The sequence below is a fragment of the Mucilaginibacter aurantiaciroseus genome, assembly GCF_024055595.1.
In the GTDB taxonomy this organism is placed as follows: Bacteria; Bacteroidota; Bacteroidia; order Sphingobacteriales; family Sphingobacteriaceae; genus Mucilaginibacter; species Mucilaginibacter aurantiaciroseus.
This window is the reverse complement of the sequence record NZ_JAMXOF010000001.1, coordinates 1149960-1175635: the sequence shown is the minus strand read 5'-3', so window position 1 is coordinate 1175635 and position 25676 is coordinate 1149960. Positions and strand designations below refer to the sequence as shown.

The window sequence follows — 25676 nt, the reverse complement described above, 5'->3', positions numbered from 1 at the left end:
GGTTTATAAACCTAAACCAAATACTTCTTCTCCAGATCGGTAAACTTGGTTTTTTTATTCACAAAAAAGTCCCACACCAAACTGCGCGAGTAAACGCCGGTAATGTGATGGTACTTCTCGTTCGAGATCTGCTTGTGGTATTTCTTGATTATATCGCTCTTAACTTTTGAATTAAACAAGCGCCTCACAAAGTTTTGGTGCGCGCGGCTTATTGCCCAGGCATCCTTGCGTTTGCCCTCCATCAAGAAGCGTACAAGTGCCAGCAGGTCCATCCAAAAGCGAAGGCTGATAGTCCAGAATGCACGCCAGAATGGTAGGTTGTTCTTCAGCAGTAACAGGTTGTTACGGAAGTTAAGGTATGTTTTAAAAGGGTTTTCGGCATTAAGCGTGCCGCCGCCTACGTGATATATCACCGATTGCGGGCAATACATCACTTTGTATCCCATATTTTTTAATCGCCAGCAAAGATCTATCTCTTCCATGTGGGCAAAAAAACTTTCGTCGAAACCACCTGCTTCGTCCCAGTTTTTCTTTTTGATGAACATGGCCGCGCCCGATGCCCAGAATATCTCGTCCTCCTGGTCGTATTGGCCCTTATCCTGCTCTATCTCGTAAAATATCCGCCCACGGCAAAAAGGATAACCAAACTTATCAATAAAGCCTCCTGCAGCGCCTGCGTGCTCAAAATGACCCTTCTGCGCGTATGACATGATCTTGGGTGCGGCTGCCGCGATTTGTACATCAGTTTGCATTAAGGCTATGACAGGCTCTATCCAGCCAGGCTGTACTTCAACATCAGAATTTAGCAGGATATAATAATCAGCTTCAACTTGTGCTAATACACGGTTATAACCACCGGTAAAACCAAAGTTCTCTTTGTTTTCGATGATACGTATAGATGGATAGTTAGCGCGCAAAAACTCCAGCGAACCGTCTGTCGACCCATTATCCCCCACCACAATATCCAGGTTAGGCCAGGTAGAGGCCAGTACAAAAGGCAAAAAATCGCGGAGGTATTTAATACCGTTCCAGTTCAGAATTACTACGGCAACTTTTTGTGTATCTATCATTTATTCATATCCTCCGGCTTGTATTTCCACCTGCGGTGGCTCCAAAGCCAATATTGGGGCGTTTCCCGGATTAGTTTTTCGAGGTATTGCACATGCGCCTCAGTTATCTCGTGACCGGTTGTTTCTTTTGGCTGCTCTATCAGCGGCACCAGCGTGTAAGTATAATAACCGCGACTAATACGGTCTATGCGATAAAATATAACTACCGCATCAATCAGCTTCGCCAGTTTTTCTATCCCCAAAAAAACCGCGGTTGGCTGGTTTAAAAAGGTGGTAAAATAGTTTATTTCGTGCTTAACGGGGGTTTGGTCGCTTACAAGTACGCTAAACGTCAGGTCGTTTTTAAAGGCGATCATGGTGCGCAGGGTTTGTTTCATAGCAACCAGTATGGCACCAAAGCGCGCCCTTACCCGGTTAAATAACCCGTTAAAAACTTCGTTAGAAAGTGGCTTGTAAACGATGATGCGTTTTTCTTCAGTCAGTAACCCAAAAGCCAGCGCAGCCATTTCCCAGTTGCAGTAATGCCCGGCTGCGGCAATAATGCTTCGGCCCTGGCTAAAGTAATGCGGAACAAGTTCAGGATTGGTGGGCTTCATCCGTTTGCGGAGCGATCTCTCGCTTACGCTTATCATCTTAATGGTTTCCACCATCAGATCGGCCATGTAGCAGTAGTATCGGCGTTCAATTTTGTGGCGCTCGGCCTCGCTGCGTTCGGGGAAGGAGTTGGCAAGATTAATCTTCACCACATCGCGTCGGTAACGTATAACGTAGTATAAAACGAGGAAGATAACATCGGCTACGCCATATAAAAACCAAAAAGGCAGCAACGATACCAGGTACAAAAAAAATATACCCATATTTAAAGCCGCTTTTCTTAACATTTTTACCAATTTTGCCACAAACATAAAAAATATATATGATTGAGAACGGTGCTGTTTTACCGATGTTTTACCTGCCCCCGGTAGATTATTTTACAAATCTTGTTGCATTTACGCCGGATGTGGTGTTTGAGCGCGAAGAACATTTCCCAAAACAAACCTACCGTAACCGGGCAAACATCTACTCGCCCGATGGCCGCCAAGTGCTTACCGTGCCTGTAATAAAAGGCTCCAAAAATCATACAGTAACTAAAGACGTTAAAATAAGCTACGATTTTAGGTGGCAGCGCGCGCACTGGATGGGTTTGCAAACCTGTTACCGCAACTCGGCTTACTTTGAATATTACGAGGACGATTTTGCGCCGTTCTACGAAAAGCAAACTACCTTTTTATTAGATTATAACACCGAACTGATGGCCTTATTGCTGCGTCTGCTTAAAATAAAGATGGATATACAGGTTACTGATACCTACGAGGCCACCTACCCCAACCTTACCGACCTGCGTAACATACTAAACGGTAAAAATGCAGACCATACACAACAAAAGCCGTACTTTCAGGTTTTTGAAGAACGACGGGGCTTTTTGCAAAATTTAAGCATTGTAGACCTGTTGTTTAACCAGGGGCCACAAGCCTTAAACTATTTGTAATGGGAACTTTTACCAAACGTGTACACTTTAAAAGTAAGAAACGACATATTAATGTGGGTGCGCGCCCCGGTAGTATCATCATCCCCGATGATGCCCTCCCACCAAAGATCACCATATACTCCTTTACGCAGGACGACCTGCAGACCAGCAAGGGCAAGGATATGGAAACCATTACCAAACAAATTGCCAAGTGTAAAGACCATACTCACTGGATAAAAATTAACGGCATTGGCGATGCCAAACTGATAGAAGATATCGGCACGTTCCTGGGCATCAACCAATTGGTGTTAGAAGATGTGGTAAACACCCATCAGCGCCCAAAATTTGACGAATATGAGGATTATGTATTCGGTACAAGCCGCATTATATATTTTAATAAGGAAGATGAACTGGTGAACTGCCAGTTTAGTGGTATCGTAAAAGATAACATCATCATTAGCTTTGAGGAAAGCCACCTGGATTACTTTGAAGTGGTTACAACCCGTTTAAAGGCTGGTAAAGGCGTTATCCGCACCGCGGGGCCGGGCTATATATTTTACGCCCTTACCGATACCATCTTGGATAATTACTTTGTGCTGCTCTCTAAAATTGGCGACATGATAGACGCCACCGAGGATAAGCTTTACCGAAGCCCCGATAAAAGCATCATGTTTGACGCGCAGCAACTGAAACGGACGCTCATCATCATCCGCCGCTCGTGCTGGCCGGAGCGAGATAAGATCAACGACATGATCCGTAGCGAAAGCCCTGAAATTACCAAGGACACCAAGCTATTTCTTAGAGACGCATACGACCATTGCATCCAGGCGATGGACATGGTGGAAAGCTACAAAGAGGTAACCAGCAGCATCATAGACCTTTACCTGAGCATGGTAAGCAACCGCATGAACGAGATCATGAAGGTATTAACCATCATCTCCGTAATATTTATCCCGTTAACTTTTATAGCCGGGATCTACGGCATGAACTTTAGCCGCGAGGACGCCCACGGGCATGTAATACACGATAACATGCCCGAACTGTATGTGCAGCACGGGTATGTATATGCGTTAATAGGAATGTTTTTGATTGGCGCCTTTCAGGTGTTTGTATTTTGGCGCAAGGGATGGTTTAACAAGCTTTAAGTCTGCAAATGTGATAATACGGGATTTTGAACCAGTTTGTAAGGCGCTTTTGGCTTGCGCGGATGCAATACATCCACCAAGTTCACCTCCAAAATATTGCAGATCTGCAATAACTTAGCGAGTGTTAATTTAGAGTAACCCAGCTCCAGTTTTGAATAGGCGTTTTGCGAGGAATTCATTTTCATGGCGATGTAATCCTGACTGTAGTTTTTACGCTCCCTTATCACCCTGATGTTATTTATAATATCTTCAACTTTTCTTTGAAACTCGTTTTTCATTAAAATTTAGCTATTTTGGTTATACTGCTACATACGAGAATGTTGGATATTTGGATTTTAAATTATCTTTATAATTAAACCTTAAGACACTATATTTTCTTAAAAATCATAAAATATATCTAAAACTTAAAAACAGTTGCTTTAAACATGCACGTACCGGCTCGTCATAAAGCCTTAACGCGGCATAAGCTATTACGATAATGAAGAAGAATAACCCGACCGCGACAGGGATCACCTGCTCTGTCGTCGGTTTTTTTGTGGCGATCTAAAACGTATACATATAGATGAACGGATAGTGTGTGATGAGATCGGGTACGAGATCCAGCCAGAGAATTTATACAACTTAGCCCAGCGCCTGCTTACCTGCCCGCCTGACTCTGCCGCTATGATGAGCGGGAAAGCGATGATGATGACAGCCGCTTCCTAGTAACCATTCTCGCTGTACCACGGGAAAATGAACAGCCCTGCCAATGCCAGCGAACAAAACGCATAAGCCACTGGCACACTGATCAGCTTACCTGCGCGAAACAGCAGCAAACCTGCAAAGAACCGGAACATCATGCGCACCGGAGCAACCCAAACGTTAGGGTAACCCTATACCCCCGGCCCATAAAACCAACCCGCAATAAATTCGGATTTTATTTTGGCGAAGCCCCAGCCCGTACCCAAATCGCCATGGTCTACCGCTAAGACGACGAAGATGATGCCGCTGATGATCACTATAAACCAAAGTGCGGTCTTGCTAATTTTAGGGCCAAATACGGCGTAAATAATATTGGCGATGTATTCCCAGCAGCAAACTCCAACAGGGGCCGTCCAGCGGTTACGTTTCGGTCAAGCCGCGTACGTCTATAGGTGTTAGCAGCATGGTAAAGCCGATAAGCATGGCTGCAACCAGTTTCCAAACGTCAAAGTTCATGTTGGTTTAATAAGGGTCGAACCAGAAGGCGATGACGCCTATTACCGTACCCAGTATCATTAATGGGTGCAGGCGCACCAGGCGAATTTTTAAGAATTGCTTTATCGTCATACCCTGTGCCCAGCGGTCGTCATAGGCGTAACCTACTACAAAGCCCGAGAGCATATAAAAAAAACGACCGCCAGAAAGCCGTGGTGCATCGGGTGCTTATGTAATTCGGGGAAATAAGCTTCAAACAAATGGTATATCACAACTTACAGTGCGGCGTTTCCACGCAACTCATCCAGGATGGGGTAATGCGGTTTGGTCACAAAAAGGCTTATCAGGTTTAAATTATAAAGCCTTTAAAGATAATGGATTGGGGGTAGATGTGTAGATGAAACAAGTGCTGGCGACACGCGTACCGCGTGTGTCCGCTCTATTCCTATCCACAATATCATTTCGGTGAGTGGTTTTAATCTGAATGCAAACTAATCATCACTCACTAACCACTACCAGTTAAACGTCTTACCGATATACGCTATCATATCATCCCCCATAGCTTGCTGCTCTTTAACACTTGGGTGGCCGGGCGTATTCTTATGAGCAAAGAAATGGGTATAAACACCCTTGTCATTTAAGCCGGTAACGGCTTTTTTTATATAACCCGGCCATGCCGATCCCAGTTGCGTAGCATCCATAGAGCCTAGGCGCATACAATTTTAGCTTTGGGGTATTTGGCACGGATGCTTTTTATGAATGTCTGGTAATGGCTAATGACAAATTTGGGCGTTGGCGGGTTATTGCCAAAAAGCTTTTTAAATTGTTCGTGACTTTTGCCTTACTTAACCATGAGTAGTTCTGGAACAGGTTTACAACAACTAACTCGGGTGTAAACTTGTTAAAATCCCATTTGGCTTTATCGTACGCGCAGGCACGGTCGTAAATATCGGGCATTACGTAGTTGAACCAGCATATAAATACGCCTATCCCGCTTTTGGAGATCGAACTGAATTCCGCATCAAAATGCCTTGCATCCACATTCGCGTAGCTTGCATAACCGTTCTCGTCCCTATCCTTGCCAGTGGTATCTTCATCGGCCATGCCGCAGGTTATAGAATCCCCGTATTATTCTATTTTATGCTTGAAGGTTGGCGGAACAAGCAGCTTGCCGTTAATGCTTAAGCCATAAAACCAGGTGCGACCCCAATCATACTCGGTGCGTTTAAATAGTTGCAATTTATGCGGTCCTTTTGCTAAGTCGGATATCAGCTCATACTCCTTTTTGCCTTTATTTAACTTCAGCACCTTGGCTACGTTGCCATCAACTACTACATTATAATAATTCATGCGGTTCTCATCGTTCATGATTGCTTTTACAGCTGTACCATTAAAATTAATGATGACAGATGCGGCAGTCCACGATAGTTCGGCAGTGCTGTCTGTCATAGGCGTGCGCCCCATGTAACGGATCTTGACGTTATTAGAATTAATAATGGTTTGAGCGTTTGTACCAACAGTAACTGATAGTAAAAGCGCGATTAAAACTATCTTAAACCGTTTCATTAAGCCTAACTATTTAAAATAAACATAAGTAATCCCGTCACCGCCCCTGTCGGGGTGTTCATCTTCCATACGGTCAACCTGGTCGTATTTCTTCAGGTACTGGCGGATCATTTTCCGCAGGATGCCATCGCCTTTGCCATGCAAAATCTTCAAGGTACCAAAACCCATCATTAATGCACGGTCAAACAGTTTTTCAATTGCAAAAAGCGCATCTTCGGTACGTTGGCCGCGTACGTCAATCTCCGGGCTAAAGCTTGCTATATCACCAGTTTGGCTAACGGTGTTTCGTCTTGCCTCTTTCGGGATGGTAGATCTGGCTACTTTTTCAAGTCGCTTTCTTTTAACCACCGTACGCAATTCGCCCATAGCAATTACCACGTTGTCTTTTATCAGTTCAAGAATTTGTCCTGTGGTATCACCATCAATCAGTTTTACCCAATCGCCAACTTTAAAGTCTTCATCCGTGGCAACTTTGGGTTTCACTACATCCTGCTTAACGGTATTCTTCTTAACCTCGTTATTAAGGTTTTCGCGCAGGTTGCGGGTAATCTCTTTATCGGCATTGCTGCTTTTTATTTCGGCAATGGTATTTTCTACCAGCTTATTGGCGTTCAGGATAATGTCTTTTGCTTCCTGCTTGGCCTCTTTCAACAAGGTTTTGCGATTCTCGTCCAAAAAGCTTTTCAGCTCTTCGTTCTCTGCAAGCAGGGTATCTACCCGGCGCTGTTGCCTGTCCAGTTTTAGTTTGGTATCGAAGATCTCTTTCTTCTCGCGTTCGAGGTCTACAAGTAAACTATCCACCTTTTTCTGTCCGCTGCTAATTTTATTTTTGGCTAAATTGAGCACGTTTTGCGGCAGTCCTATCTTTTGTGCTATCTCAAAAGCGTACGAGCTGCCGGGTTTACCAACCTCCAGCATATACATGGGCAGCATTTCGGTATTGTTAAATAGCATCGAAGCGTTCTCGATACCTTCGGTATGGCTGGCGAAGATCTTTAAATTGGAGTAGTGGGTAGTAACCATACCCCTCACCTTTTTATGGTTTAGCGCTTCCAGCACCGCTTCGGCAATGGGGCCGCCAAACTGCGGGTCGGTACCGGTACCAAACTCATCTATCAATATCATGGTTTTGCCGTTGGCATCTTCCACAAACTTTTTCATTTTGGACAGGTGAGCGCTGTAAGTACTCAGGTCGCTTTCTATCGACTGGTCATCACCAATATCAACAAAGATTTGCTTAAACACACCTACTACGCTATCTGCACTGGCAGGTATTAATAAACCGGCCTGTACCATCATTTGCAGCAAGCCAACGGTTTTCATACAAACAGATTTACCACCCGCGTTAGGGCCTGATACTACGATCACGCGCGTACCTTCATCAATGCCCACATTTAACGGCACAACGGTTTTACGCTCTTTTTTAAAACTAAGGTATAATAAAGGGTGGCGGGCATTTAGCAACCTCAGCTTTGCCTCGTTAACCACCTTTGGCATTTCAGCCTCGATATCAATGGCGAATAAAGCCTTGGCACGCACAAAATCCAGTTTGGTAAGCAAACCATGATAGGAGAGCAGAAGCGGCACATATGGCCTTAATTCGTCGGTTAAAACGGTTAATATCTTGAAAATCTCGCGGCGGCGGTCAAATTCCAGATCACGGATGCGGTTATTGAGCGAGAAAACTTCCTCGGGCTCCATGTAAACCGTTTGGCCTGATGCAGATTCATCGTGGATGAAACCTTTCAGTTTGCGCTTATTTTCGGCAAGTAATGGGATACAGATCCTGCCATCGCGCACGGTTAACGAACCGTCGGCCGTCCACCCGTTGCCTGTTGCTGTTTTAAAGATCTGGTCTATTTTTTTGCGTGCCTCCTGCTCGGCTTTGGCAATGCCAGACGTTATTTCCATCAGCTCGCGCGATGCATTATGGCGGATCTTTCCTTTCGGGTCGATAATGGCATCTATCTTTTTCAGGATGACCTTTTCTGTCTGCAGGTGCTCAAACAAGGCTTCGAGGTTTGGGTAAACGCCTGTGCGTTCATTAAAGTAGGCGATCACCGCGAAAACCGTGGTAAGCGATGCCTGCACCTGGAAGAACTCCTCTTCAGACAAAAAAGCACCTTCTATCCGGGCTTTGTTAGCCAGCGATTTAATATCGTAAAAATTATTGATGGGCAACGCTGCATCATTTTGCAGGATGTTCTTAAACTCGTTGGCCTGGTTCAGGAATTTGGTTATAAGGTCGTAATTGCTCATCACCTGTATCTTTTCAACCATCTCCTGGCCCATAACACTCAGGCAGTGAGCCTTTATCAATTGTTTAACCTCGGTAAAGCCAAGTTTATCAGCGCTATTTTGTGGATATAGCATTATTTAGCGGGTTTTAAAGGTTTTTTAGATGCCTTGTTGATAGAATCTATTTTGGCCTTGATAACAGCATCTATCTTGTTGTACATGTCCTGCACCTGCTCGGGGTGTACCGAATAATATTTAAGGCTCTTTTTAAATTCGGCGTCGGTTGTGTGATGCTTTTTAAATACGGCATCGTATTTAGCACGGCCATATTTGTACAAACTATCCGGCACTTGCGGGGCGCTGTAAATGGCACCATCGGTTAGATGAATATCGGTAAGCAGACTAATCATTTGCTGCTCCTGTATGATGTCGTTAGGTACACTGTTACGCTTGCAAGCAGTCAAACAAATCAATCCCAAAAAAAATAAGCTTATATATTTTTGCATTCTGTAATTTAGCGGCGTTTATAAAAAACAAAATTACGTATAAATGAGCATTGCAGATAATATCAAAAGCTTAAAAAAAGAAACCGACGAAATAAAGGTAAAGCTACTGGCCGTTTCTAAAACGAAACCGGCAGAAGACCTCCAGCAAGCCTACGATGCAGGCCAGCGCCTGTTTGGCGAAAACACCGTGCAGGAAATGGTTGAAAAACAGGAGCAGCTACCCAAAGATATTGAATGGCACCTGATTGGCCACCTGCAAAGTAATAAGGTAAAGTACATTGCCCCTTTTGTGAGCATGATACAGTCTGTAGATAGTATTAAACTGCTTAAAAAAATAAACAAGCATGCGGAGAAGAACAAACGCGTGATCGACTGCCTGCTGCAGATCTATATTGCCGATGAGGAAAGCAAATTTGGTTTAGGGTTTGATGAGGTGATTGAACTTTTACGCAGTGAAGAGTTTGCGGATTTAAAGAACATCCGCATCCGCGGAATGATGGGCATTGCCACCAATACCGACAGCGAAAAGCAGATAAAAGACGAGTACTACGAGTTGAAGACCTTTTTTGATGGTATGAAAGTTAGTTTTTTCCGCAAGGAGGAATCGTTTGATACCCTATCGATGGGCATGTCGTCGGATTATAAAGTAGCCATTGAGCAAGGCAGCAACCTTGTACGCCTGGGCAGCACCATTTTTGGCGGCAGGGTTAAAAAAACTGTCTGAATCAAAATTTACAAAATTTTATAATTAACAGAATATAATGAGTGAATTAAACTCAACTGATCAAAATCTCCCCCCTCAGGGGGTTGGGGGACTAAATATCCGCGTTGCGGTAAAAGCAGATTGCCCGCGCCTGATGAAGCTGGTGAACGAACTGGCGCTGTTTGAACGTGCGCCCGAGGAAGTTACCGTATCGCTCGAAGAATTTGAAGATGCCGGCTTTGGCCCAAAACCTGTTTGGAAGGCTTTTGTAGTGGAAACCGACAATATGATCGTTGGGTTTGCGGTATATTATATTCGCTACTCTACGTGGAAAGGCAACCGTTTATACCTCGAAGATCTGATCGTAACCGAGGAATACCGCGGTAAGGGCATTGGTAAATTACTGTTCGACAGGCTATTTCAGGAAGTGCGCGAACTGGGCTTTAGCGGCATGGTTTGGCAGGTATTGGACTGGAACGAACCTGCTATTAAATTTTACGAAAAATATGGCTCGAACATTGAAGCAGGTTGGTTAAACGCATCGTTATCTAAAGAACAGATAGCAAACTTATAAGCTTATGAAAATTACATCAATCCTGCTTTTGGCTGTTTTAGGCCTTAGTTCATGCAAATGGGGCGACGATAAAAAGAAAGAAACCGACGGCATATTCAGGGACACAGTTGCCTACACTTACCAGGCCATCCACGAACGCGCTGCAGATTGCGGCAACAAACCCGATAGCACCTGCACCGTGGTAAATATAAAATATCCCGTTTTTAAGGGCAAGCCTGTTTTAAACGACACCGTTAAACATAAACTGCTTATTATGTTTATGCTGGGCGAAAAACAGGATACTAGCTTAAACATGATGACCGCGGCTTTCTTAAAATCGTACACCGATTCTAAAAAGGACAACCCACGGACTGAAATGTATTACACGCTAAAGAGTTACGCCAAGGTTATTGGCCAGGATTCGGCATTGATCGCTTTGGAATATGGCGGTTACGCGTTCCATGGTGGTGCGCATGGCAGTAGCTTTACCGGTTTTATAAACTGGGATGGAAAAACTAACAAAAACGTTACCCTTGATGATATTTTAATAGCCGGCTACAAACCCGAGCTGAACAAAATTGCTGAACGCATTTTCCGGAAAGATGAAAAACTAACAACAACAGCACCATTGGATGATTACTTTTTCGACAAGAATATTTTTAAGCTGAATGAGAATTACTCAATAACACCTTTAGGGCTAAGGTTTATGTATAACCAGTACGAGATAAAACCATACGCGGGCGGTCAAACCGAGTTGCTGATCCCCTTTTCAGAAATTTTTAAACTTATGCGGCCTCAATCTGTCGCTTCACAATATTTACATAAAAATGCTGGTATTTAAGTTCGGCGGTGCATCAGTTAAAGATGCGCAGGGTGTTATTAATTTAGGAAACGTTGTCGGCAGTTACGCGGGTAACCAAATTTTGGTTGTGGTATCGGCCATGGGTAAAACCACCAACGCGCTGGAGCGATTGACCAACGCCTATTTTAATGGCACGGATGATATGCACGAGATTTTCGAGGAAATTAAAGAATATCATTACCACATCGCTCATGAACTGTTTGGCGAGAATCACCCGGTATTTAATGATATCGCCAATACCTTTGTGGAGATCGACTGGGCCATTGAAGACGACCCGCACGATGATTACGACTTTATTTATGACCAGATCGTATCAATCGGCGAACTGGTATCTACCCGTATTGTAAACGCCTGGTTTAACCATACTGGCATCACAAGCAAATGGCTTGACGTGCGCGGTTATATCCATACCGATAATACTTACCGCGAAGGTGTGGTTGATTGGGATAAAACCCGCGCTGCTATCCAGAAAGACATCCCGGCTATGCTCAACAAAGGCGTTGTGGTAACACAAGGCTTTTTAGGTGGCACATCAGAGAACTTTACCACAACGCTTGGCCGCGAAGGGTCTGATTATACGGCATCTATCATTGCGGCCTGCCTTGGTGCTGAATCTGTTACTACGTGGAAAGATGTCCCCGGAATTTTAAACGCCGACCCAAAGCATTTTGCCGATACCATAAAGTTTGACGAACTAAGCTATCAAGAGGCCATAGAAATGACGTACTACGGCGCAAGTGTTATCCACCCAAAAACAATAAAACCTTTACAAAACGCCAGGATCCCGCTATTGGTAAAACCTTTTAACAATCCTAACGACCCCGGCACAGTTATAAAAGAAGGCGCGGTAAACAAGTTTGAAAAACCGGTCATTATTGTAAAGCAAAACCAGGTGTTATTATCTATTTCTGCTAATGATTATTCCTTTATATCTGAACGCCATTTGAGCGAGATCTTCGGGTTTTTTGCCAAACACCATGTAAAGGTTAATATGATGCAAACGTCTGCACTAAGCTTTACTGCGTGCATAGATTACGCTGCCGATAAATTTGAAAAGCTTTTACAAACTTTAAAGGAATCATTTAAAGTAAAATACAATAACGAGCTTACGCTGATCACCCTTAGGCATTACACCAATGCCGCTGTTGATGAGATTACTGAGGGCAAAACCGTTTTAATGAAACAAACCAACAGGAATACCGCACAGGTAGTGCTGAAGTAGATTACAGAAATATTATTAAGCCGCAGGCTATGACCGCGAATAATGTGTTCAGAAAGTTGATCTCGTTGTTTCCCATATAGCCCCTCCGCTCCAGCGTAGCGCCTAAAACAGAATCGATAAGATTACCGATGGTACCGGCTAAGATAATGCTTAAAAACACGCTGTTCAACCCAAAATTTAGGGCAAATATCACGGCGATGATTACAGAGCCTGCAAGGCCGATGAGAGTGCCCTCTATGCTGATCACCCCGTCTCTGCCTTTTTCATCGGGATGGAAATTAATGATATTATAAAACCGTTTACCGTAAACCGTCCCCAGTTCAGATGACAGCGTATCCGCTGTTGCCGATGCGAACGCGGCAGCCATCAGTATAGTTGCTAATACAACGTTTCCCGGCAAGATTAAAGCCATTAAACCCAATATTGCAGGTAAACCACAGTTTGCCAGTACTTGCCGGGCATCGCGCTTTTCAGCATGCTCTCCCGTAAGCTTGCGTTTCTCGTTTTTTTTATGCGATGTTGCCAACGTTGACAGCAGGAAAAACATCGCCAGCATGGCAATGCCAATATAGCCCGTACCCAGGTAAATAAGCAGAGCCACCGCCCCACCAGTTATGGCACCGGCAACTGTAAGCTTGCCTGTTTTGTTACTGGCGTAACTGGCAGCGAGTACTATAATGGCGAATATGATGTGTGCTAATTGCATTGTATCAAACATATAAATTTTCAACTCCAAACCGTCATGCCGAATTTATTTCGGCATCTCTCATGATATTCGCTAACCGGTCCTGTGGGATTCCGAAATAAATTCGGGATTACTTGAGATTAATAGCATAAAAAAACGCCCTTGGTTTTCACCTTGGGCGTTAGGGGTATTAAATGTATTAGTTTTTATTCTCGTGTTTGCGGGTGTTGTCCCTGTTTGATGTTTGATCGGAGCGCTGCCCACCGCCATTGCTTATACCCTTTTGTTTTTGTGTTTCCTTAGCATCTACGTACGCGCGGTCGGCGGTTGATGATCCTTGTCCGGTTACGTTGTTCTTTGTTTCCTGGGTTTTCATAACAGATGTATTTAAGTTTATAAATAAGCTTTAAAGCTTTATTATAAACCTTGCAACAACTGTGCCTATCTGCTTTATTAAATTGTATTATACACTTCCATCATGTATAATGCCTCCAGCATGCCTGCGTTAAAGTCCTCCCATTCGGTATCGGTAAACACAAGGTTAATATCACGGTTTGGCGTGCAAAGAACCAATCGCTCACTCCCATCCGGGAATGGGAAACTCCTGTCCTCAAAGTCCATGTCCTGCGTAAAGCGGTGGAACGACATAAACTGATCTGGGGTAAAACACAGCATCAAATTTTGGTGCCATATATTTAACATTCCGCATTCGGCACAGTGGCTTATCAATGTGTTACCATTTTGGGTTAGAATCCTGGTTTCGCACATAATGGTGATATTTAATTGGTCCCTGCATGCCCGTGGCAAACGCTCTATAAAACCACGGGCAAAAACAGGACTTATTATTTTTAATTACTTATTTAGCTATTATAAAGTTGTGCTTCCATCAGCCTGGTAAGCAAACCTAAAGGTGAAGTATGATGATGCAGGCCTGGTAGTCAGATCGGCAAAGGCAGGCGTGGTAATGTCCGGGTTGCCTTTGTAATAGCTTTTCATTTCAAGCTTGGCATATTTACCATAACTTGTTTTGACAACGATAATCTTACCCGGAACCATAAGCACCGCGTGATTTGGTACACTATTGGTGTTAGTATAAATAGACCAATCATTACTAAGTATTGCATTTACACCTATCGCATCAGTCTTATAACCAGTGGTTGGCGCCGTATTTACATCATTAAAAATACTGTTCACAATTTGTGCTTGCGTTGCACCGATGCCCGAAGTGCCTCCGTTAACAAATATGTTTCTGTCAGAAAATTGGATATCCCATTTTCCCGCCGTGATGTCATCACCTAAAACTTGTTTGTTGGTGCTAAGGCTATAATAAACGGCACCTTTACTGCCGTCTAAATCGATAACAGTGTTAACGCTCAGGGTTGTAGCTTTCACCGGTTCTGATGTAGCGTCGTTTTCTTTTGTACAAGATGTTGCCAATAAAGCGGCGCTGTTAAATAATACTAATGCAAGGGTTTTAAATTTATTCATGCTGTTTGTTTAAGTGTGTATTTGATTTTTATGGTTTGTTAAAATTATAGGTGATGCCTGCGTAAACCAATGTGCCCGGTAGGTTGCTTATAGCACCATGGTTTTTATAATTGCCCAGGTTTTCTCCCGTTACCTGCAGGCGCAACTGGTTTTTCAGGAACATTTTTGATACCGATGCATTAAACAGCACGTAGCCTTTCACATACTCATCGTCGCGGTTTACGATTCCGTTTCCATCTACGTCAGAGAAACCATAGCGGCCGCGGTAAATAGCACGTAAAGATGTAATTATGCCCGTTTTATCATCCTGATAAGCAATACGTGCGTTACCCATGTATTTAGACCGGTTTAGTAGCCCGCCATACTGGCTCTTGGTAACCTTTACTGTTTCGCGGGAAGCCTGATGGTTACCAAACACCTGCCCTTCTTTAATTTTGTCTAATACGCTTTGGTCATAAGCTTGCAGGAATTGCATGCCGCCGGCTACTGTCCAGTGCTTTGAAAAGTTGTAGGTAACATCCGTCTCGGCACCTTGCGTATATACATTCTGAAGGTTTAGGTAAGAAAATACCGATTGACCGTTGGTTTTGATGGCGATAGGTTCAGAGTCTATCAGATAGCGAATGTTATTGCGGAACATGTTAACCGTCCACATCAAGCCATTTATGGGGCGATAACGGTAACCAAAATTGTAAGCGGTAGAACTTTCTGCATTTAGGGTGCGCAGGGTTGCCGGGTCTATTAATATGCTTTGTATTTGTCCCGCATCTTGCAACTTTTTCAACTCAAAAACGGCTTCCTCGGTACCAAACACACTATAGCCAACCACCGCATTGGTAAAGTTTAAGTACAGCTGCCTAAAATCGGGCGCTTTGTAGCCTTTACCGGTTGAAGCCAGTATCACAAACTTTTCGCTCAATTGGTAGCTTGCTGCCAGCTTAGGGCTAAATTGCGAGCGGTAAACACTGTGCGTATCAAAACGGCCACCGGTAATAATGTTTAACCTTTTAAACGGCGTCCAGTCGGCTTGCCCGTAAGCGTAACCGGATTGAAAGTTTTTTTTATCGTTATACCTCGTGGCTACAACACTCTCGGTTTGGCCGCCAACGCCGCCGGTAAAGCGTAGGCTGTTGATGATCTTATAATCGCCCTGCAACTCGGCTCGGTTAAAGTTTTGGTCGAAGAAGGTCTGGTCGTAAACAGAGCCATCGGTGTTATTTATCAGCAACGATTTGGTGCTGTAACCCGCGTGGTAAAGCCTTGCATCACCCGTAAACTTATCCGAAAATTTATGTGTTAACCCGGCAGACATGTTCAGGTCTTTTTCGGTACCATCGCCCGTTATACGGTCGTTATCTACCAAAAAGTTATTATCGGCGGTATTGGTGTAATTACGTACCTGTACCTTAAAGTTTGTGGCATCGCTAAATTTATAACCCACCCTACCATTTAAAGTATAGCCTACAAATGGCGATACCGTAGCGCTGCCGGATTGCGGCACAAGCGAATACCCGCCGCTGCTGTATCGGTTCACAAAGCCGTATAAGGATAACTTGTCGGTAGCATAACCGCCATTTAAGGAGATATCCGCGTTCTTGTTAGTGCCATATCGCGCGGCAATACTCCCCGAACCACCCAATTGTGGCGTGGCCAATATGATATTGATAACACCCGCCATAGCCTCGCTCCCGTAAAGCGAGGATACCGGGCCTTTTACTATTTCTATTTTATCAATGTTGTTTGTGGTGATTCGGCTCAGGTCGAGGATGCCCGTGGAACGGCCTATCAGCGGCATCCCATCCAGCATGATCATGGTATAATCCGGACTAAACCCTTGAATCTGGATGCCCTGCCCGTGGGCATCAGGTAAAACGCTTAAACCTGTTTGTTCGTTCAGTATCTCGTTAAGGCGCACCATGCCGCGGTTCTTAATTTCTTTATTGCTGATGGTGGTTACCGGTAAAGGCAATTGCATTAGGTTACGTGCGGTACGGGTAGCAGTTACAACAACTTCTTTTAACTTTTTGGCTTTTGTAGTATCGGCAGATAATGTATCTACCTGCTGAGCTTGAGCACTTAAGTTGATGTTAGCGAGCAGGCAGACGAAAATATATTTCATTTATTTAGACTAATTAAAAATAATGATGCAAATTTGCGGTAAGATTAGCAGTTTGGTTAACGCCAAACGGATTGAAAACAACGCCAAACGGATTTTATGAACCTCACCTTTACTTCACAGGCATCCAAAGCAAAAACAATAAGACTGGCCTACCCTGCCAATTTTGCAGGCATCGGCTGTTATGAGGAAAGGAATACCGCTTTATCAGAAAACTGGGGTAAATTCAACATTAGCGATCTATGGTTTGAGGGTGTTTGCATTTGCCATACCGCCATCAAGCCCAAACAGCCATGCGCCGTAAATTTGCAGTGCGATAGCTTTTGCTGGATAATGAATTTTGTACTTAAGGGAGAGTTGAACGCGCGTTTTGACGGGGTTAAACAACTGAGTTTAAAAGATGGCAGTCACCATACCTTTTTTACCCGATCTTTAAACACCGACCTGGTATTTGAGCAACATGCTAACATTTTTACCATTTGCCTTACCCGTAAATTCATAAGTAAGCTTATTGGGAAGGAACTTTTAAAAGACAAGCCAGATACCAACGCAGGGAAAACTTTTACCCTGGTTACCAATGGCAATTACAGACATACCAGGCCGCATGCAATTATTAAAGAAATTATTGAGGCCGAACAAACAGGCTATATCCGCCGGATCTTTTTAGAGTCGAAGATCCTGGAACTACTCTCCCTGCAATTACAACAGGCCGATAGCGACAAAGCACCAACCAAAGGCTTTAACCGCGAAGATATTGCCCGTCTACAGGAAGCAAAGGCCTACATCAATCAAAACATGCAAACGCCCTGCTCGCTTATAGAGCTTGCCCGCAAAACAGGGTTAAATGATTTTAAGCTTAAAAAAGGCTTTAAAGCCCTGTTTGGTAATACGGTTTTTGGCTACCTGTATAATGTACGTATGGATAGCGCTCACACCCTTTTACAGGATGATAAAAGCGTTAGCGAAGTGGCAGAACTGATAGGCTACAAAAACCCCCACCATTTTACAGCCGCCTTTAAAAGGAAGTTTGGCTTTTTGCCCAGCCAGGTAAATAAGATGCAGGTTTAAAACAAAAATGGCGTTTGTTTATTCATTTATGAGCATGGAAAAGTCAAAACAGATTGTGTTAAGCGGCTAGTTTAAGTGGGTAGAGCGGGTAGCATCGGTAATGGATGATAAATTTTAAAGTACCGGGTACCAACTTCCGTTTAAGGCTAGACCCTATTCTTAATCTTATCCCTTTTGCGAGCGATCTATCGGATTTTATCGTATCGGCGGTATTGCTTTATGTAATAGCCAAAAACGGCATAAGCCGCAAAGTGCTTATCCTCATGGCCATCAATATAAGTATAGACACCATCGTAGGCACAATACCTATTGTGGGGCAGATCTCCGATTTTTATATCAAAGCCAACATTCGCAACATCAAACTATCAAAAGAACATTACCGCGAAGGCAAGCACACCGACAGCGGCAATGGTATTATCACGATATTATTGATAGTTCTCTTAATAGTTATCAGCGCGGTTTTACACTTAAGTTACCTGCTCTTACACTTGCTATTTAAATTGTTTCCTTACGGTAAGGCTTTAGCTTACCTTTGCAGCAATGGACTATTTTAAAGACCTGCTCTCGCTGCTTAAAACCGAACGTGAGGAAGACAGGGGTACATATTTAAAACTCACGCAAACTTCATCCGTAACCGACAGGCGCGCGGCAGGCATCACCTGGTACCCTGTCGCCATCCGTGGCTCGGAACCAAGCCGGGGCGATTACCTTACGGTAGAAGTTGAACGTACTACCAATAAAGATCTATCGCATCAGTTTAAGTTTGGTGCCCCGGCGGTGCTGTTCTCTAACCATGATGCCGGCACCGACCGCGTGGAAGGAACAATAGCTTATACAGGTGGCGACCGCCTCAAAATAACCCTATTTACCGATGAACTGCCCGACTGGACACGCAACGGCAAACTGGGCATCGAGCTGCTTTTTGATAATAACAGCTATGATGAAATGCAGAATGCCCTTAAACAGGCATCGGCATTAGCGGATAAACCAGAGGGTAAACTAATCCGTGTGTTAACAGGACAAGCAGAGCCATCATTTAACGAGATCTACGAGGCACCTATAGAGGGGCTAAACGTTTCGCAATATTCAGCCGCGCAAAAGGTATTGGCCGCGCAGGACCTTACCATTGTACACGGCCCGCCAGGAACTGGTAAAACCACCACCATTGTGCAGGCCATTAAACGCCTCATTAAACAAGATGGCAAACAGATATTGGTGGTAGCACCAAGCAACACCGCTGTAGATCTATTAAGCGAAAAACTGGCAAATGAGGGCCTGAATGTTTTGCGCGTAGGCAACCCGTCTAAAGTATCAGAAAAGTTAATATCGCTTACTTTGGATAGCAAGATGGCGGCGCATGCTTACACCAAGGACATTAAGCAGCTTAAAAAGCAGGCTGCGGGGTATAAAGATATGGCCCACAAATATAAGCGCAGTTTTGGTAAAGCCGAACGCGACCAGCGCAAGGCCCTGTTTGACGAAGCCCACCGTATGATAAAAGATGTGGGCAAGATAGAGCAGTTCATTATCGACGACCTGGTATCAAAGGCTCAAATCATAACCGCAACATTAGTGGGCAGCAACCACTACACCGTGCGTGACGTAAAATTTAATACCGTTGTGATTGATGAAGCAGGCCAGGCGCTTGAACCTGCCTGTTGGATTCCGATACTAAAAGCGCAAAAATTGGTTATGGCAGGCGACCATTTCCAATTGCCGCCGACCATAAAATCTAATAAAGCCGCTAATGAGGGTTTGAGCACTACCCTGCTGGAAAAATGCGCGGTACTGCACCCAAATGCCGTTGTGTTATTGGAAGAACAATACCGCATGAACGAGTCCATTATGGGTTTCTCGTCCAAAGAGTTTTATGGCAACCGATTAAAAGCGAATACATCCGTAGCTAACCGTTTACTTTTTGAGGGTGATTTACCGATGAGCTTTGTGGATACCTCGGGTTGTGGATTTGACGAAAAACCAGATGGTACAAGTTCCGTAAACCCCGAGGAGGCGGTGTTCCTGCTAAAGCATTTACAGCAACTGGCAGATACTATTGAAGCCAAAGGTTTGCCATTCCCATCAATAGCTATTATTTCGCCATATAAAAGTCAAATACGAATCTTAAAAGAACTGTTTGACGCATCTGCCCTGTTGCCGCATGCCGATCAGATCTCTATCAATACCATAGATAGCTTCCAGGGGCAGGAACGTGATGTGGTCTATATCAGCATGACGCGAAGTAACCCCGATGGTATTATTGGTTTCCTGTCGGATATCCGCCGGATGAATGTAGCTATGACCCGTGCGCGCAAAAAGCTGGTGATCATCGGTGATAGCGCAACCATTACCCGCCTGCCTTTTTATGCGGATATGATGAGTTACGCAGAGCAAATTGGCGGCTATCAAAGCGCATGGGATTATACAAGTTAATAACTCTTTTGTGCATAATTTAATAGCATACTCTACTTTATTCTTAGGATATTTAATGCCTTAGGCAAAGGCGAAATTTAGGTGAGCAACGTAAAGAATAACTATATAACCGACCGTATTTTTATTTTGAGGGATATCTCCTTTCAAAATATCACCGAGGTTATTATTGCCAAAAATACGGCTTCCGGTGTTTATCCCGATGCCGACCAATACAAGGATATCAGCCCAAAGCATATTGCTGTAAACGAAGGGGTATTCATTAACCAAGCCGACGGAATATTCCCGTCCGTAGGTGTTTTGCAGCAAGCTGATGGTTTATTATTCACCTGCAATTGTGATACACCACCGGGCAAACTTTGCGAGCACCAGGCCCTTGTTTTAGGCGCCATTATCCGCCGGGATGAGCTGGGCATTTTCTTCAATAATAAGCGTCGCTACGAAAAATTTAAACGCTCAGCTTATGATTACGGGTTGGAAAACGAACCCGACCTTGACCGCTATTTTAAGCTTGATTATCAGCATAAATTAATCAGTGTTAGCCCGGTAAGCACCTCGCTTATGCCTGTTACCAAAGAAAGCTTATCTAGTTTAAATGATTTGATCATACCAGCTGTAAACCAGCCGGTTAAATACGATGATCGTACGATTTGTGTAGTTATCAAACAGCATAAATATTACCAGTACCTGTTCATTGAATTGTACTTGGCCCGAACCACAAAAGAGGGCAAGATCAAGAACCCGATGGCCGCCGTAAACCCCTTAGACCTGATCTGGGAAACGGAAGATAACAACCGCCTAAAGTTTTATACGGGCGTCAACAAATTTCAAAACCACCTTAACTCAAAACGCACCGAGGCTGATATAAAAGCCCTGCGCGCTATTGTTAAAAACACACCCGATTATCCTTTTTACTACCACGATAATACGCTCTCAGAAAATATTACGGCTACATCTGTAGTACCGGTTAAGATGGCCATGCTCCCTCATGATGTGAAGTTAACGGTTAACAGTAAGGGGCAGTTTTTTGAAATATTTGGCTCGGTTAAGATCGGCAAAACAGATCATCCGCTTAAATATCTCGATCTGCGTTTTAACTATTTTGTATTATTAAACGACACGCTTTACCTGGTAAATAATCTGCAGGTGTTGGCGTTGATAGACCTGCTCAAAAAAAGGCCGGATAATCTGCTTGTCCATCAATCAAAATTCGGGGAATTTAAAAGCGAGTTTTTGTCGAAGCTGGAGGATAATATATTAGTCGCCTACAAGCATGTTAAGCCAGCTACGCCCGTGCAGTTACAGCAGCAGGGCTTCGCAAAAGAAACCGAGCAGATCATCTACCTGTCGGATTTTGGCAGCCACGTGATGCTGTTGCCCGTGATGCGTTATGGCGAGGCCGAGATCCCGGTGCGCACTAAGCGCATGATCTATGGCAGGGATGCTAAAGGAAAAGAGTTTTTGGTTGACCGTAATGAAGAAGCCGAACTGGCTTTTACCTCCCTGCTCATCAAACAGCACCCATGGTTCCCGGAGCAGTTGGAGGGCGACGACCTGCCCTACTTTTACCTGCACAAACGTTATTTTTTGCAGGAGGATTGGTTCCTGAATGTATTTGAGGATTGGAAATCCAATAACATTACCGTTTTAGGCTTTAACGAATTGGAAGGCAATAAGCTTAACCCCAACAAGGTGAACATCACCATCAGAGTGTTGAGCGGCATCAACTGGTTCAATACTGAAGTTAATGTACGCTTTGGCCGCAAACGTGCCGCCCTGAAACAGGTAAACAAAGCCGTGCGCAATAAAAGTAAGTACGTGCAGCTGGACGATGGCACCATGGGAATCCTTCCTGCCGAATGGATAGAGAAATTTGCCGAATACTTTAACTCGGGCGAGATAGTAGATGATATGCTGCAGATCCCCAAAACAAACTTCCAGACCGTATCCGAGCTTTTTGACGACACTATGCTGGATGAGGAAGCTAAAATCGATATTCAAAACCTGAAGCTAAAGGTAATGGATTTTGATGTGTTGCAAGAAGTTTCCATCTCGCCCGATTTTACAGGGACGCTGCGCCCCTACCAGCACCAAGGCCTAAAATGGCTTAACTTATTGGATGACCTTAACTTTGGCGGATGCCTGGCCGATGATATGGGGCTTGGTAAAACCTTGCAGATTATCGCTTTTATACTATTGCAACGCGATAAAGTAAAGCATAACACCAACCTGCTGGTTGTGCCCACGTCTCTGATATTCAACTGGCAAATGGAGCTAAAAAAGTTTGCCCCATCCATCCGTATCCACACCATTTACGGTGCCGACCGCATCAAGAACACCGAGGAGTTTGATACTTTCGAGGTGATCCTTACCTCCTACGGTACTTTGCTAACCGATGTAAATTTCCTGAAAAGCTATCGTTTCAATTATATTTTTTTGGATGAATCTCAGGCCATTAAAAACCCGGATTCACAACGCTATAAAGCTGTGCGATTGCTTAAAGCACGCAACCGCATTGTTATTACAGGTACGCCTATTGAGAATAACACCTTTGACCTGTACGGGCAGCTATCATTCGCTTGCCCGGGTTTGCTGGGCACCAAGCAATACTTTAAAGATATTTACGCGGTGCCTATCGATAAATTCAAGAGCAACAAGCGTGCGGCTGAATTACAGACCAAAATAAAACCATTCATTTTAAGGCGTACAAAGCAGCAGGTAGCCGAAGAACTTCCCGAAAAAACCGAAATGGTGTTGTACTGCGAAATGCAGCCACAACAGCGCGGCATCTATGATGCTTATGAGAAAGAGTTTAGGGAATACATCTCAGCCACTACCGATGATGTGCTAAAACGCAGCCCGATGAATGTGTTGAAAGGCCTTACCCGCTTGCGCCAGATCTGCGATTCGCCCATGTTGCTTACCGGCGATAAGCCACCGGGCGGCGAATCGGCTAAGATCGATATACTTATAGAGCAGATAGAAAGCAAATCGCCACAGCATAAGATCCTGGTGTTCTCGCAGTTTGTGACCATGCTGGAGTTGATCAAAAAGGAATTGATTGCACGTAACATCAAGTATAGTTGGTTAACCGGCAGCAGCCGTAACCGCGAAACAACCGTAAATAATTTCCAAAACAACCCCGGAATCAGAGTATTCCTAATCAGCCTAAAAGCAGGTGGTGTTGGCCTCAACCTAACCGAAGCCGATTACGTTTACCTGGTTGACCCATGGTGGAACCCTGCGGTAGAGAACCAGGCTATAGACCGCTCGCACCGCATTGGCCAAAACAATAATGTGGTAGCGGTAAGGTTGATATGCCCTAATACAGTTGAGGAGAAAATTATGGAGATGCAGGTTGCTAAACAACAGCTTGTTAAAGACCTTATCAAAACGGATACTTCGTTCCTGCAATCGTTTTCCAAAGCCGACCTGCTTGGTTTACTGCGCAAATAATACCGGCGGTATCAATTTTAACATCTTATATATCAAAAAGTGTATCATTAAAAAATCGCTTTTAATTAGGTTTGTTTTGTAATAAGCCAATTATGAACAACCTTCCCGAAAAAAAAAATCGCCGCTCTGCTTTTGGGCTTTGCTTATCTTGCTTTAACTGCAAACACTGCCCTCGCGCAGATAAAAAGCTTTAATAAGAACGGCGGGCAGATAACGCGCTTCAGTACCGTTGGCAACGCTGTTGACGCGCACGACGGTGAGATTGGATATTTCGACGGTACCTACTACCTCTATGGCACCAGCTACGATTGCGGCTTTCAGTGGGGAAACAAAGGCGCGCCATTCTGCGGGTTTAAGGTGTATTCGTCCAAGCATATGAACAACTGGACGGATCGCGGGTACCTGTTTGATGCCACAACAACCGTTAAGCAAACCCGCTGCGACGGCAAAACTTACGGCTGCTATCGCCCGCAGGTGATTTATAACCAAAAAAATAAATTATACGTGCTGTGGATAACCGCGTTGCTTACCGCGTGTTTACCAGCAAAACGCCTGTGGGCCTTTTTAACGAGGTTACAGAGCCACATTTAGTCGTTTATACTGACATGCCTTTTGCCGGCCTCAACAACGGCGACGATAATACTTTTATTGATGACGATGGAACAGCATACCTGGCTTTTACAGATTGGCGCACAAAAGGCAGCATCACGATTGAAAAATTAAGCGCCGATTACCTGACCGGTAAATTACGAGGATAATCTACGGGGGCGCTTAGGGCGATCTGCCGTATCAGCGGGTGCGGATGGTTTAGTATAAGGCCTTGGGCTTGGTGCTTTCTTTACAGGCTGGTCTTCAGTGATATTCAGGGTAAGTTCGCGGCCTTGCAGCATGGTGCCATCTAATGCAATTACAGCATTTTCTGCACCTATACGATCTTCCATTTCTACAAAGGCATAGCCTTTACAAATACGTGTTTTTTTATCGCGCACAATTTTAATGGTGCTAACAGAACCATGCCAGCTAATTAGCTGCACCAGTTCCAGTTCGGTAATATCAAGCGGGAAACCGCCGATGAAGATTTTTGTCATAAGTAAATACAACGCAATATTAGCTATTCTTCTTATTTATAAAACACATACGGCTAATTAATACATACGGATGGCATAAAACAATTATAGCCCGGGTTTTATTTAACAGCTATAATAACAGTAATTGGAATTTTTGAAAGTGCAGAACTTGCTGATGAAGTAAGCTCTTATTTATTAGCTAATGGCTTAACAAGCGAAAATGTGGATGTACACACGCGGTGGACAACCTGATGAGCACGACCATATAGGCAACTTTTTTAGCCAATTAGTGGATGTTGATAATAAAGCAGAACACTTTGTATCATTAGCATGTAACGGCTCTGTTGTAACCGTTCATGCCCAATCAACCCGCGAAGCACAGGAAGCGGGCGACGCATTAAATAACTACGGCGCAATTGATGTAAATGTATCAGACGACAGTTCATCGCACAGCCAATTGATAGAACGAATTATTGCCGTTAATATGAGGTTGAGGGGATAAGGCTTTCAACTGGCTAAGGGGACCTTTTTGAACTGGCCAAAAGGGGGCATTTTGATGTATTTTATCCAAAAAAGCCGTTATTTCTGATGCTTCCAAAATCTACCTTTTCCTTCTCCTATCCATTCCAAAGCTTCACTTATTCTTTTTTGACGCGTTTCGTCAGTCCTAGCATCGCTGATCCAAATAATGTACTCCCTGCGGAACGAATTAGACTTGTTTTCAAAAATATCCTTTGCTTTCGGATTAACAATTAAAGCGGTCAATAGGTAATCAGGTGTCTCAAGTACCTTGGGTTTATCATTTACAGACATCTTACGTT

Annotated in this window: 32 protein-coding genes; 14 read left to right on the top strand and 18 right to left on the bottom strand. The window is 44.0% G+C overall.

Annotated elements, in window-relative coordinates; translation table 11 throughout:
- Positions 1-11: 11 nt before the first annotated feature.
- The gene (locus NAF17_RS05420; RefSeq protein WP_252756959.1) at positions 12-1070 is read right to left on the bottom strand and encodes a glycosyltransferase family 2 protein; all 1059 of its coding nucleotides are present in this window, start codon (positions 1068-1070) and stop codon (positions 12-14) included.
- On the bottom strand, positions 1067-1927 hold the full coding sequence (locus NAF17_RS05415; protein WP_252756958.1) for a lysophospholipid acyltransferase family protein: 861 nt from the start codon (positions 1925-1927) through the stop codon (positions 1067-1069). The genes NAF17_RS05420 and NAF17_RS05415 overlap by 4 nt, the downstream gene beginning before the upstream one ends.
- Before the next feature lie 59 nt (positions 1928-1986).
- On the opposite strand from NAF17_RS05415, the gene NAF17_RS05410 reads away from it, so the two are divergent.
- Both NAF17_RS05410 and corA read left to right on the top strand, forming a co-directional pair.
- Positions 1987-2598: a WbqC family protein gene (locus tag NAF17_RS05410; RefSeq protein WP_252756957.1), complete on the top strand. Its 612-nt coding sequence runs from the start codon at positions 1987-1989 to the stop codon at positions 2596-2598.
- Positions 2598-3722 (top strand): magnesium/cobalt transporter CorA, encoded by a 1125-nt coding sequence (gene corA, locus NAF17_RS05405; protein WP_252756956.1) that lies wholly within the window; start codon positions 2598-2600, stop codon positions 3720-3722. Before NAF17_RS05410 ends, corA begins: the two co-directional genes overlap by 1 nt.
- Here the strand turns inward: corA and NAF17_RS05400 are convergent.
- Complete coding sequence (locus tag NAF17_RS05400) at positions 3719-4000, bottom strand: helix-turn-helix domain-containing protein (RefSeq protein ID WP_252756955.1); 282 nt, start codon at positions 3998-4000, stop codon at positions 3719-3721. The genes corA and NAF17_RS05400 overlap by 4 nt on opposite strands.
- Positions 4001-4295: 295 nt before the next feature.
- On the opposite strand from NAF17_RS05400, the gene NAF17_RS18065 reads away from it, so the two are divergent.
- On the top strand, positions 4296-4427 hold the full coding sequence (locus tag NAF17_RS18065; RefSeq protein ID WP_256474426.1) for a hypothetical protein: 132 nt from the start codon (positions 4296-4298) through the stop codon (positions 4425-4427).
- Here NAF17_RS18065 and NAF17_RS05395 read toward each other — a convergent pair.
- The 8 genes from NAF17_RS05395 to NAF17_RS05365 form a co-directional block, all read right to left on the bottom strand.
- The gene (locus tag NAF17_RS05395; RefSeq protein WP_252756954.1) at positions 4424-4561 is read right to left on the bottom strand and encodes a hypothetical protein; all 138 of its coding nucleotides are present in this window, start codon (positions 4559-4561) and stop codon (positions 4424-4426) included. The genes NAF17_RS18065 and NAF17_RS05395 overlap by 4 nt on opposite strands.
- A 33-nt stretch (positions 4562-4594) precedes the next feature.
- A complete protein-coding gene (locus NAF17_RS18060) occupies positions 4595-4720 on the bottom strand; it encodes a hypothetical protein (RefSeq protein WP_256474425.1) in 126 nt (41 codons plus the stop codon).
- Positions 4721-4925: 205 nt separating this feature from the next.
- On the bottom strand, positions 4926-5084 hold the full coding sequence (locus tag NAF17_RS05390) for a hypothetical protein (protein ID WP_252756953.1): 159 nt from the start codon (positions 5082-5084) through the stop codon (positions 4926-4928).
- 326 nt (positions 5085-5410) lie between these two features.
- Entirely contained in the window at positions 5411-5614 is a 204-nt protein-coding gene (locus NAF17_RS05385; RefSeq protein WP_252756952.1) for a hypothetical protein, read from the bottom strand.
- A gap of 37 nt (positions 5615-5651) precedes the next feature.
- Complete coding sequence (locus NAF17_RS05380; RefSeq protein ID WP_252756951.1) at positions 5652-6002, bottom strand: hypothetical protein; 351 nt, start codon at positions 6000-6002, stop codon at positions 5652-5654.
- A 24-nt stretch (positions 6003-6026) separates the two neighbouring features.
- Positions 6027-6464: a hypothetical protein gene (locus tag NAF17_RS05375; protein ID WP_252756950.1), complete on the bottom strand. Its 438-nt coding sequence runs from the start codon at positions 6462-6464 to the stop codon at positions 6027-6029.
- A 9-nt stretch (positions 6465-6473) separates the two neighbouring features.
- Positions 6474-8837 carry an endonuclease MutS2 gene (locus NAF17_RS05370; RefSeq protein ID WP_252756949.1) on the bottom strand — a complete coding sequence of 788 codons (2364 nt, stop codon included), beginning with the start codon at positions 8835-8837 and terminating at the stop codon, positions 6474-6476.
- Positions 8837-9208: a DUF4296 domain-containing protein gene (locus tag NAF17_RS05365; protein ID WP_252756948.1), complete on the bottom strand. Its 372-nt coding sequence runs from the start codon at positions 9206-9208 to the stop codon at positions 8837-8839. Before NAF17_RS05365 ends, NAF17_RS05370 begins: the two co-directional genes overlap by 1 nt.
- 43 nt (positions 9209-9251) lie before the next feature.
- On the opposite strand from NAF17_RS05365, the gene NAF17_RS05360 reads away from it, so the two are divergent.
- From NAF17_RS05360 to NAF17_RS05345, 4 genes are read left to right on the top strand one after another with little or no spacing between them, the layout of a single operon-like run.
- Positions 9252-9932, top strand: a complete 681-nt coding sequence (locus NAF17_RS05360) for a YggS family pyridoxal phosphate-dependent enzyme (protein ID WP_252756947.1) — start codon at positions 9252-9254, stop codon at positions 9930-9932.
- Between the two features lie 37 nt (positions 9933-9969).
- Positions 9970-10485 (top strand): GNAT family N-acetyltransferase, encoded by a 516-nt coding sequence (locus tag NAF17_RS05355; protein ID WP_252756946.1) that lies wholly within the window; start codon positions 9970-9972, stop codon positions 10483-10485.
- A gap of 4 nt (positions 10486-10489) precedes the next feature.
- A complete protein-coding gene (locus tag NAF17_RS05350; RefSeq protein WP_252756945.1) occupies positions 10490-11305 on the top strand; it encodes an RsiV family protein in 816 nt (271 codons plus the stop codon).
- Positions 11292-12548 (top strand): aspartate kinase, encoded by a 1257-nt coding sequence (locus NAF17_RS05345; protein WP_252756944.1) that lies wholly within the window; start codon positions 11292-11294, stop codon positions 12546-12548. The genes NAF17_RS05350 and NAF17_RS05345 overlap by 14 nt, the downstream gene beginning before the upstream one ends.
- A 1-nt stretch (position 12549) precedes the next feature.
- Here the strand turns inward: NAF17_RS05345 and NAF17_RS05340 are convergent, their stop codons facing one another.
- The 5 genes from NAF17_RS05340 to NAF17_RS05320 all read right to left on the bottom strand — a co-directional run bounded on the left by NAF17_RS05340 (position 12550) and on the right by NAF17_RS05320 (position 16840).
- On the bottom strand, positions 12550-13254 hold the full coding sequence (locus NAF17_RS05340; RefSeq protein WP_252756943.1) for a DUF92 domain-containing protein: 705 nt from the start codon (positions 13252-13254) through the stop codon (positions 12550-12552).
- 178 nt (positions 13255-13432) lie between these two features.
- Entirely contained in the window at positions 13433-13609 is a 177-nt protein-coding gene (locus NAF17_RS05335; protein WP_252756942.1) for a hypothetical protein, read from the bottom strand.
- 77 nt (positions 13610-13686) lie between these two features.
- The gene (locus NAF17_RS05330; protein ID WP_252756941.1) at positions 13687-14001 is read right to left on the bottom strand and encodes a DUF6686 family protein; all 315 of its coding nucleotides are present in this window, start codon (positions 13999-14001) and stop codon (positions 13687-13689) included.
- A 99-nt stretch (positions 14002-14100) separates the two neighbouring features.
- Positions 14101-14721, bottom strand: a complete 621-nt coding sequence (locus tag NAF17_RS05325) for an HmuY family protein (RefSeq protein ID WP_252756940.1) — start codon at positions 14719-14721, stop codon at positions 14101-14103.
- A gap of 28 nt (positions 14722-14749) precedes the next feature.
- Positions 14750-16840, bottom strand: coding sequence for a TonB-dependent receptor plug domain-containing protein (locus NAF17_RS05320; protein WP_252756939.1), 2091 nt, complete (start codon positions 16838-16840; stop codon positions 14750-14752).
- Positions 16841-16936: 96 nt separating this feature from the next.
- On the opposite strand from NAF17_RS05320, the gene NAF17_RS05315 reads away from it, so the two are divergent.
- The 6 genes from NAF17_RS05315 (at position 16937) to NAF17_RS05290 (ending at position 24546) form a co-directional block, all read left to right on the top strand.
- Positions 16937-17905, top strand: coding sequence for a helix-turn-helix transcriptional regulator (locus NAF17_RS05315; protein WP_252756938.1), 969 nt, complete (start codon positions 16937-16939; stop codon positions 17903-17905).
- A 104-nt stretch (positions 17906-18009) separates the two neighbouring features.
- Complete coding sequence (locus NAF17_RS05310) at positions 18010-18459, top strand: DUF4112 domain-containing protein (RefSeq protein WP_252756937.1); 450 nt, start codon at positions 18010-18012, stop codon at positions 18457-18459.
- Entirely contained in the window at positions 18446-20335 is a 1890-nt protein-coding gene (locus NAF17_RS05305) for an AAA domain-containing protein (RefSeq protein ID WP_252756936.1), read from the top strand. The genes NAF17_RS05310 and NAF17_RS05305 overlap by 14 nt, the downstream gene beginning before the upstream one ends.
- A gap of 81 nt (positions 20336-20416) precedes the next feature.
- On the top strand, positions 20417-23788 hold the full coding sequence (locus tag NAF17_RS05300) for a DEAD/DEAH box helicase (protein ID WP_252756935.1): 3372 nt from the start codon (positions 20417-20419) through the stop codon (positions 23786-23788).
- A gap of 132 nt (positions 23789-23920) precedes the next feature.
- The gene (locus NAF17_RS05295; RefSeq protein WP_252756934.1) at positions 23921-24379 is read left to right on the top strand and encodes a glycoside hydrolase family protein; all 459 of its coding nucleotides are present in this window, start codon (positions 23921-23923) and stop codon (positions 24377-24379) included.
- Positions 24380-24393: 14 nt separating this feature from the next.
- Positions 24394-24546, top strand: a complete 153-nt coding sequence (locus NAF17_RS05290) for a hypothetical protein (RefSeq protein ID WP_252756933.1) — start codon at positions 24394-24396, stop codon at positions 24544-24546.
- Here the strand turns inward: NAF17_RS05290 and NAF17_RS05285 are convergent.
- Positions 24535-24876, bottom strand: a complete 342-nt coding sequence (locus NAF17_RS05285) for an RNA recognition motif domain-containing protein (protein WP_252756932.1) — start codon at positions 24874-24876, stop codon at positions 24535-24537. The two genes, NAF17_RS05290 and NAF17_RS05285, sit on opposite strands and share 12 nt — an antisense overlap.
- Before the next feature lie 199 nt (positions 24877-25075).
- Here NAF17_RS05285 and NAF17_RS05280 point away from each other — a divergent pair, with 199 nt between their 5' ends.
- Positions 25076-25357, top strand: coding sequence for a hypothetical protein (locus NAF17_RS05280; RefSeq protein ID WP_252756931.1), 282 nt, complete (start codon positions 25076-25078; stop codon positions 25355-25357).
- A gap of 77 nt (positions 25358-25434) precedes the next feature.
- Here NAF17_RS05280 and NAF17_RS05275 read toward each other — a convergent pair whose 3' ends face one another.
- Positions 25435-25668: a YdeI/OmpD-associated family protein gene (locus NAF17_RS05275; protein WP_252756930.1), complete on the bottom strand. Its 234-nt coding sequence runs from the start codon at positions 25666-25668 to the stop codon at positions 25435-25437.
- Between the last annotated feature and the right edge of the window lie 8 nt (positions 25669-25676).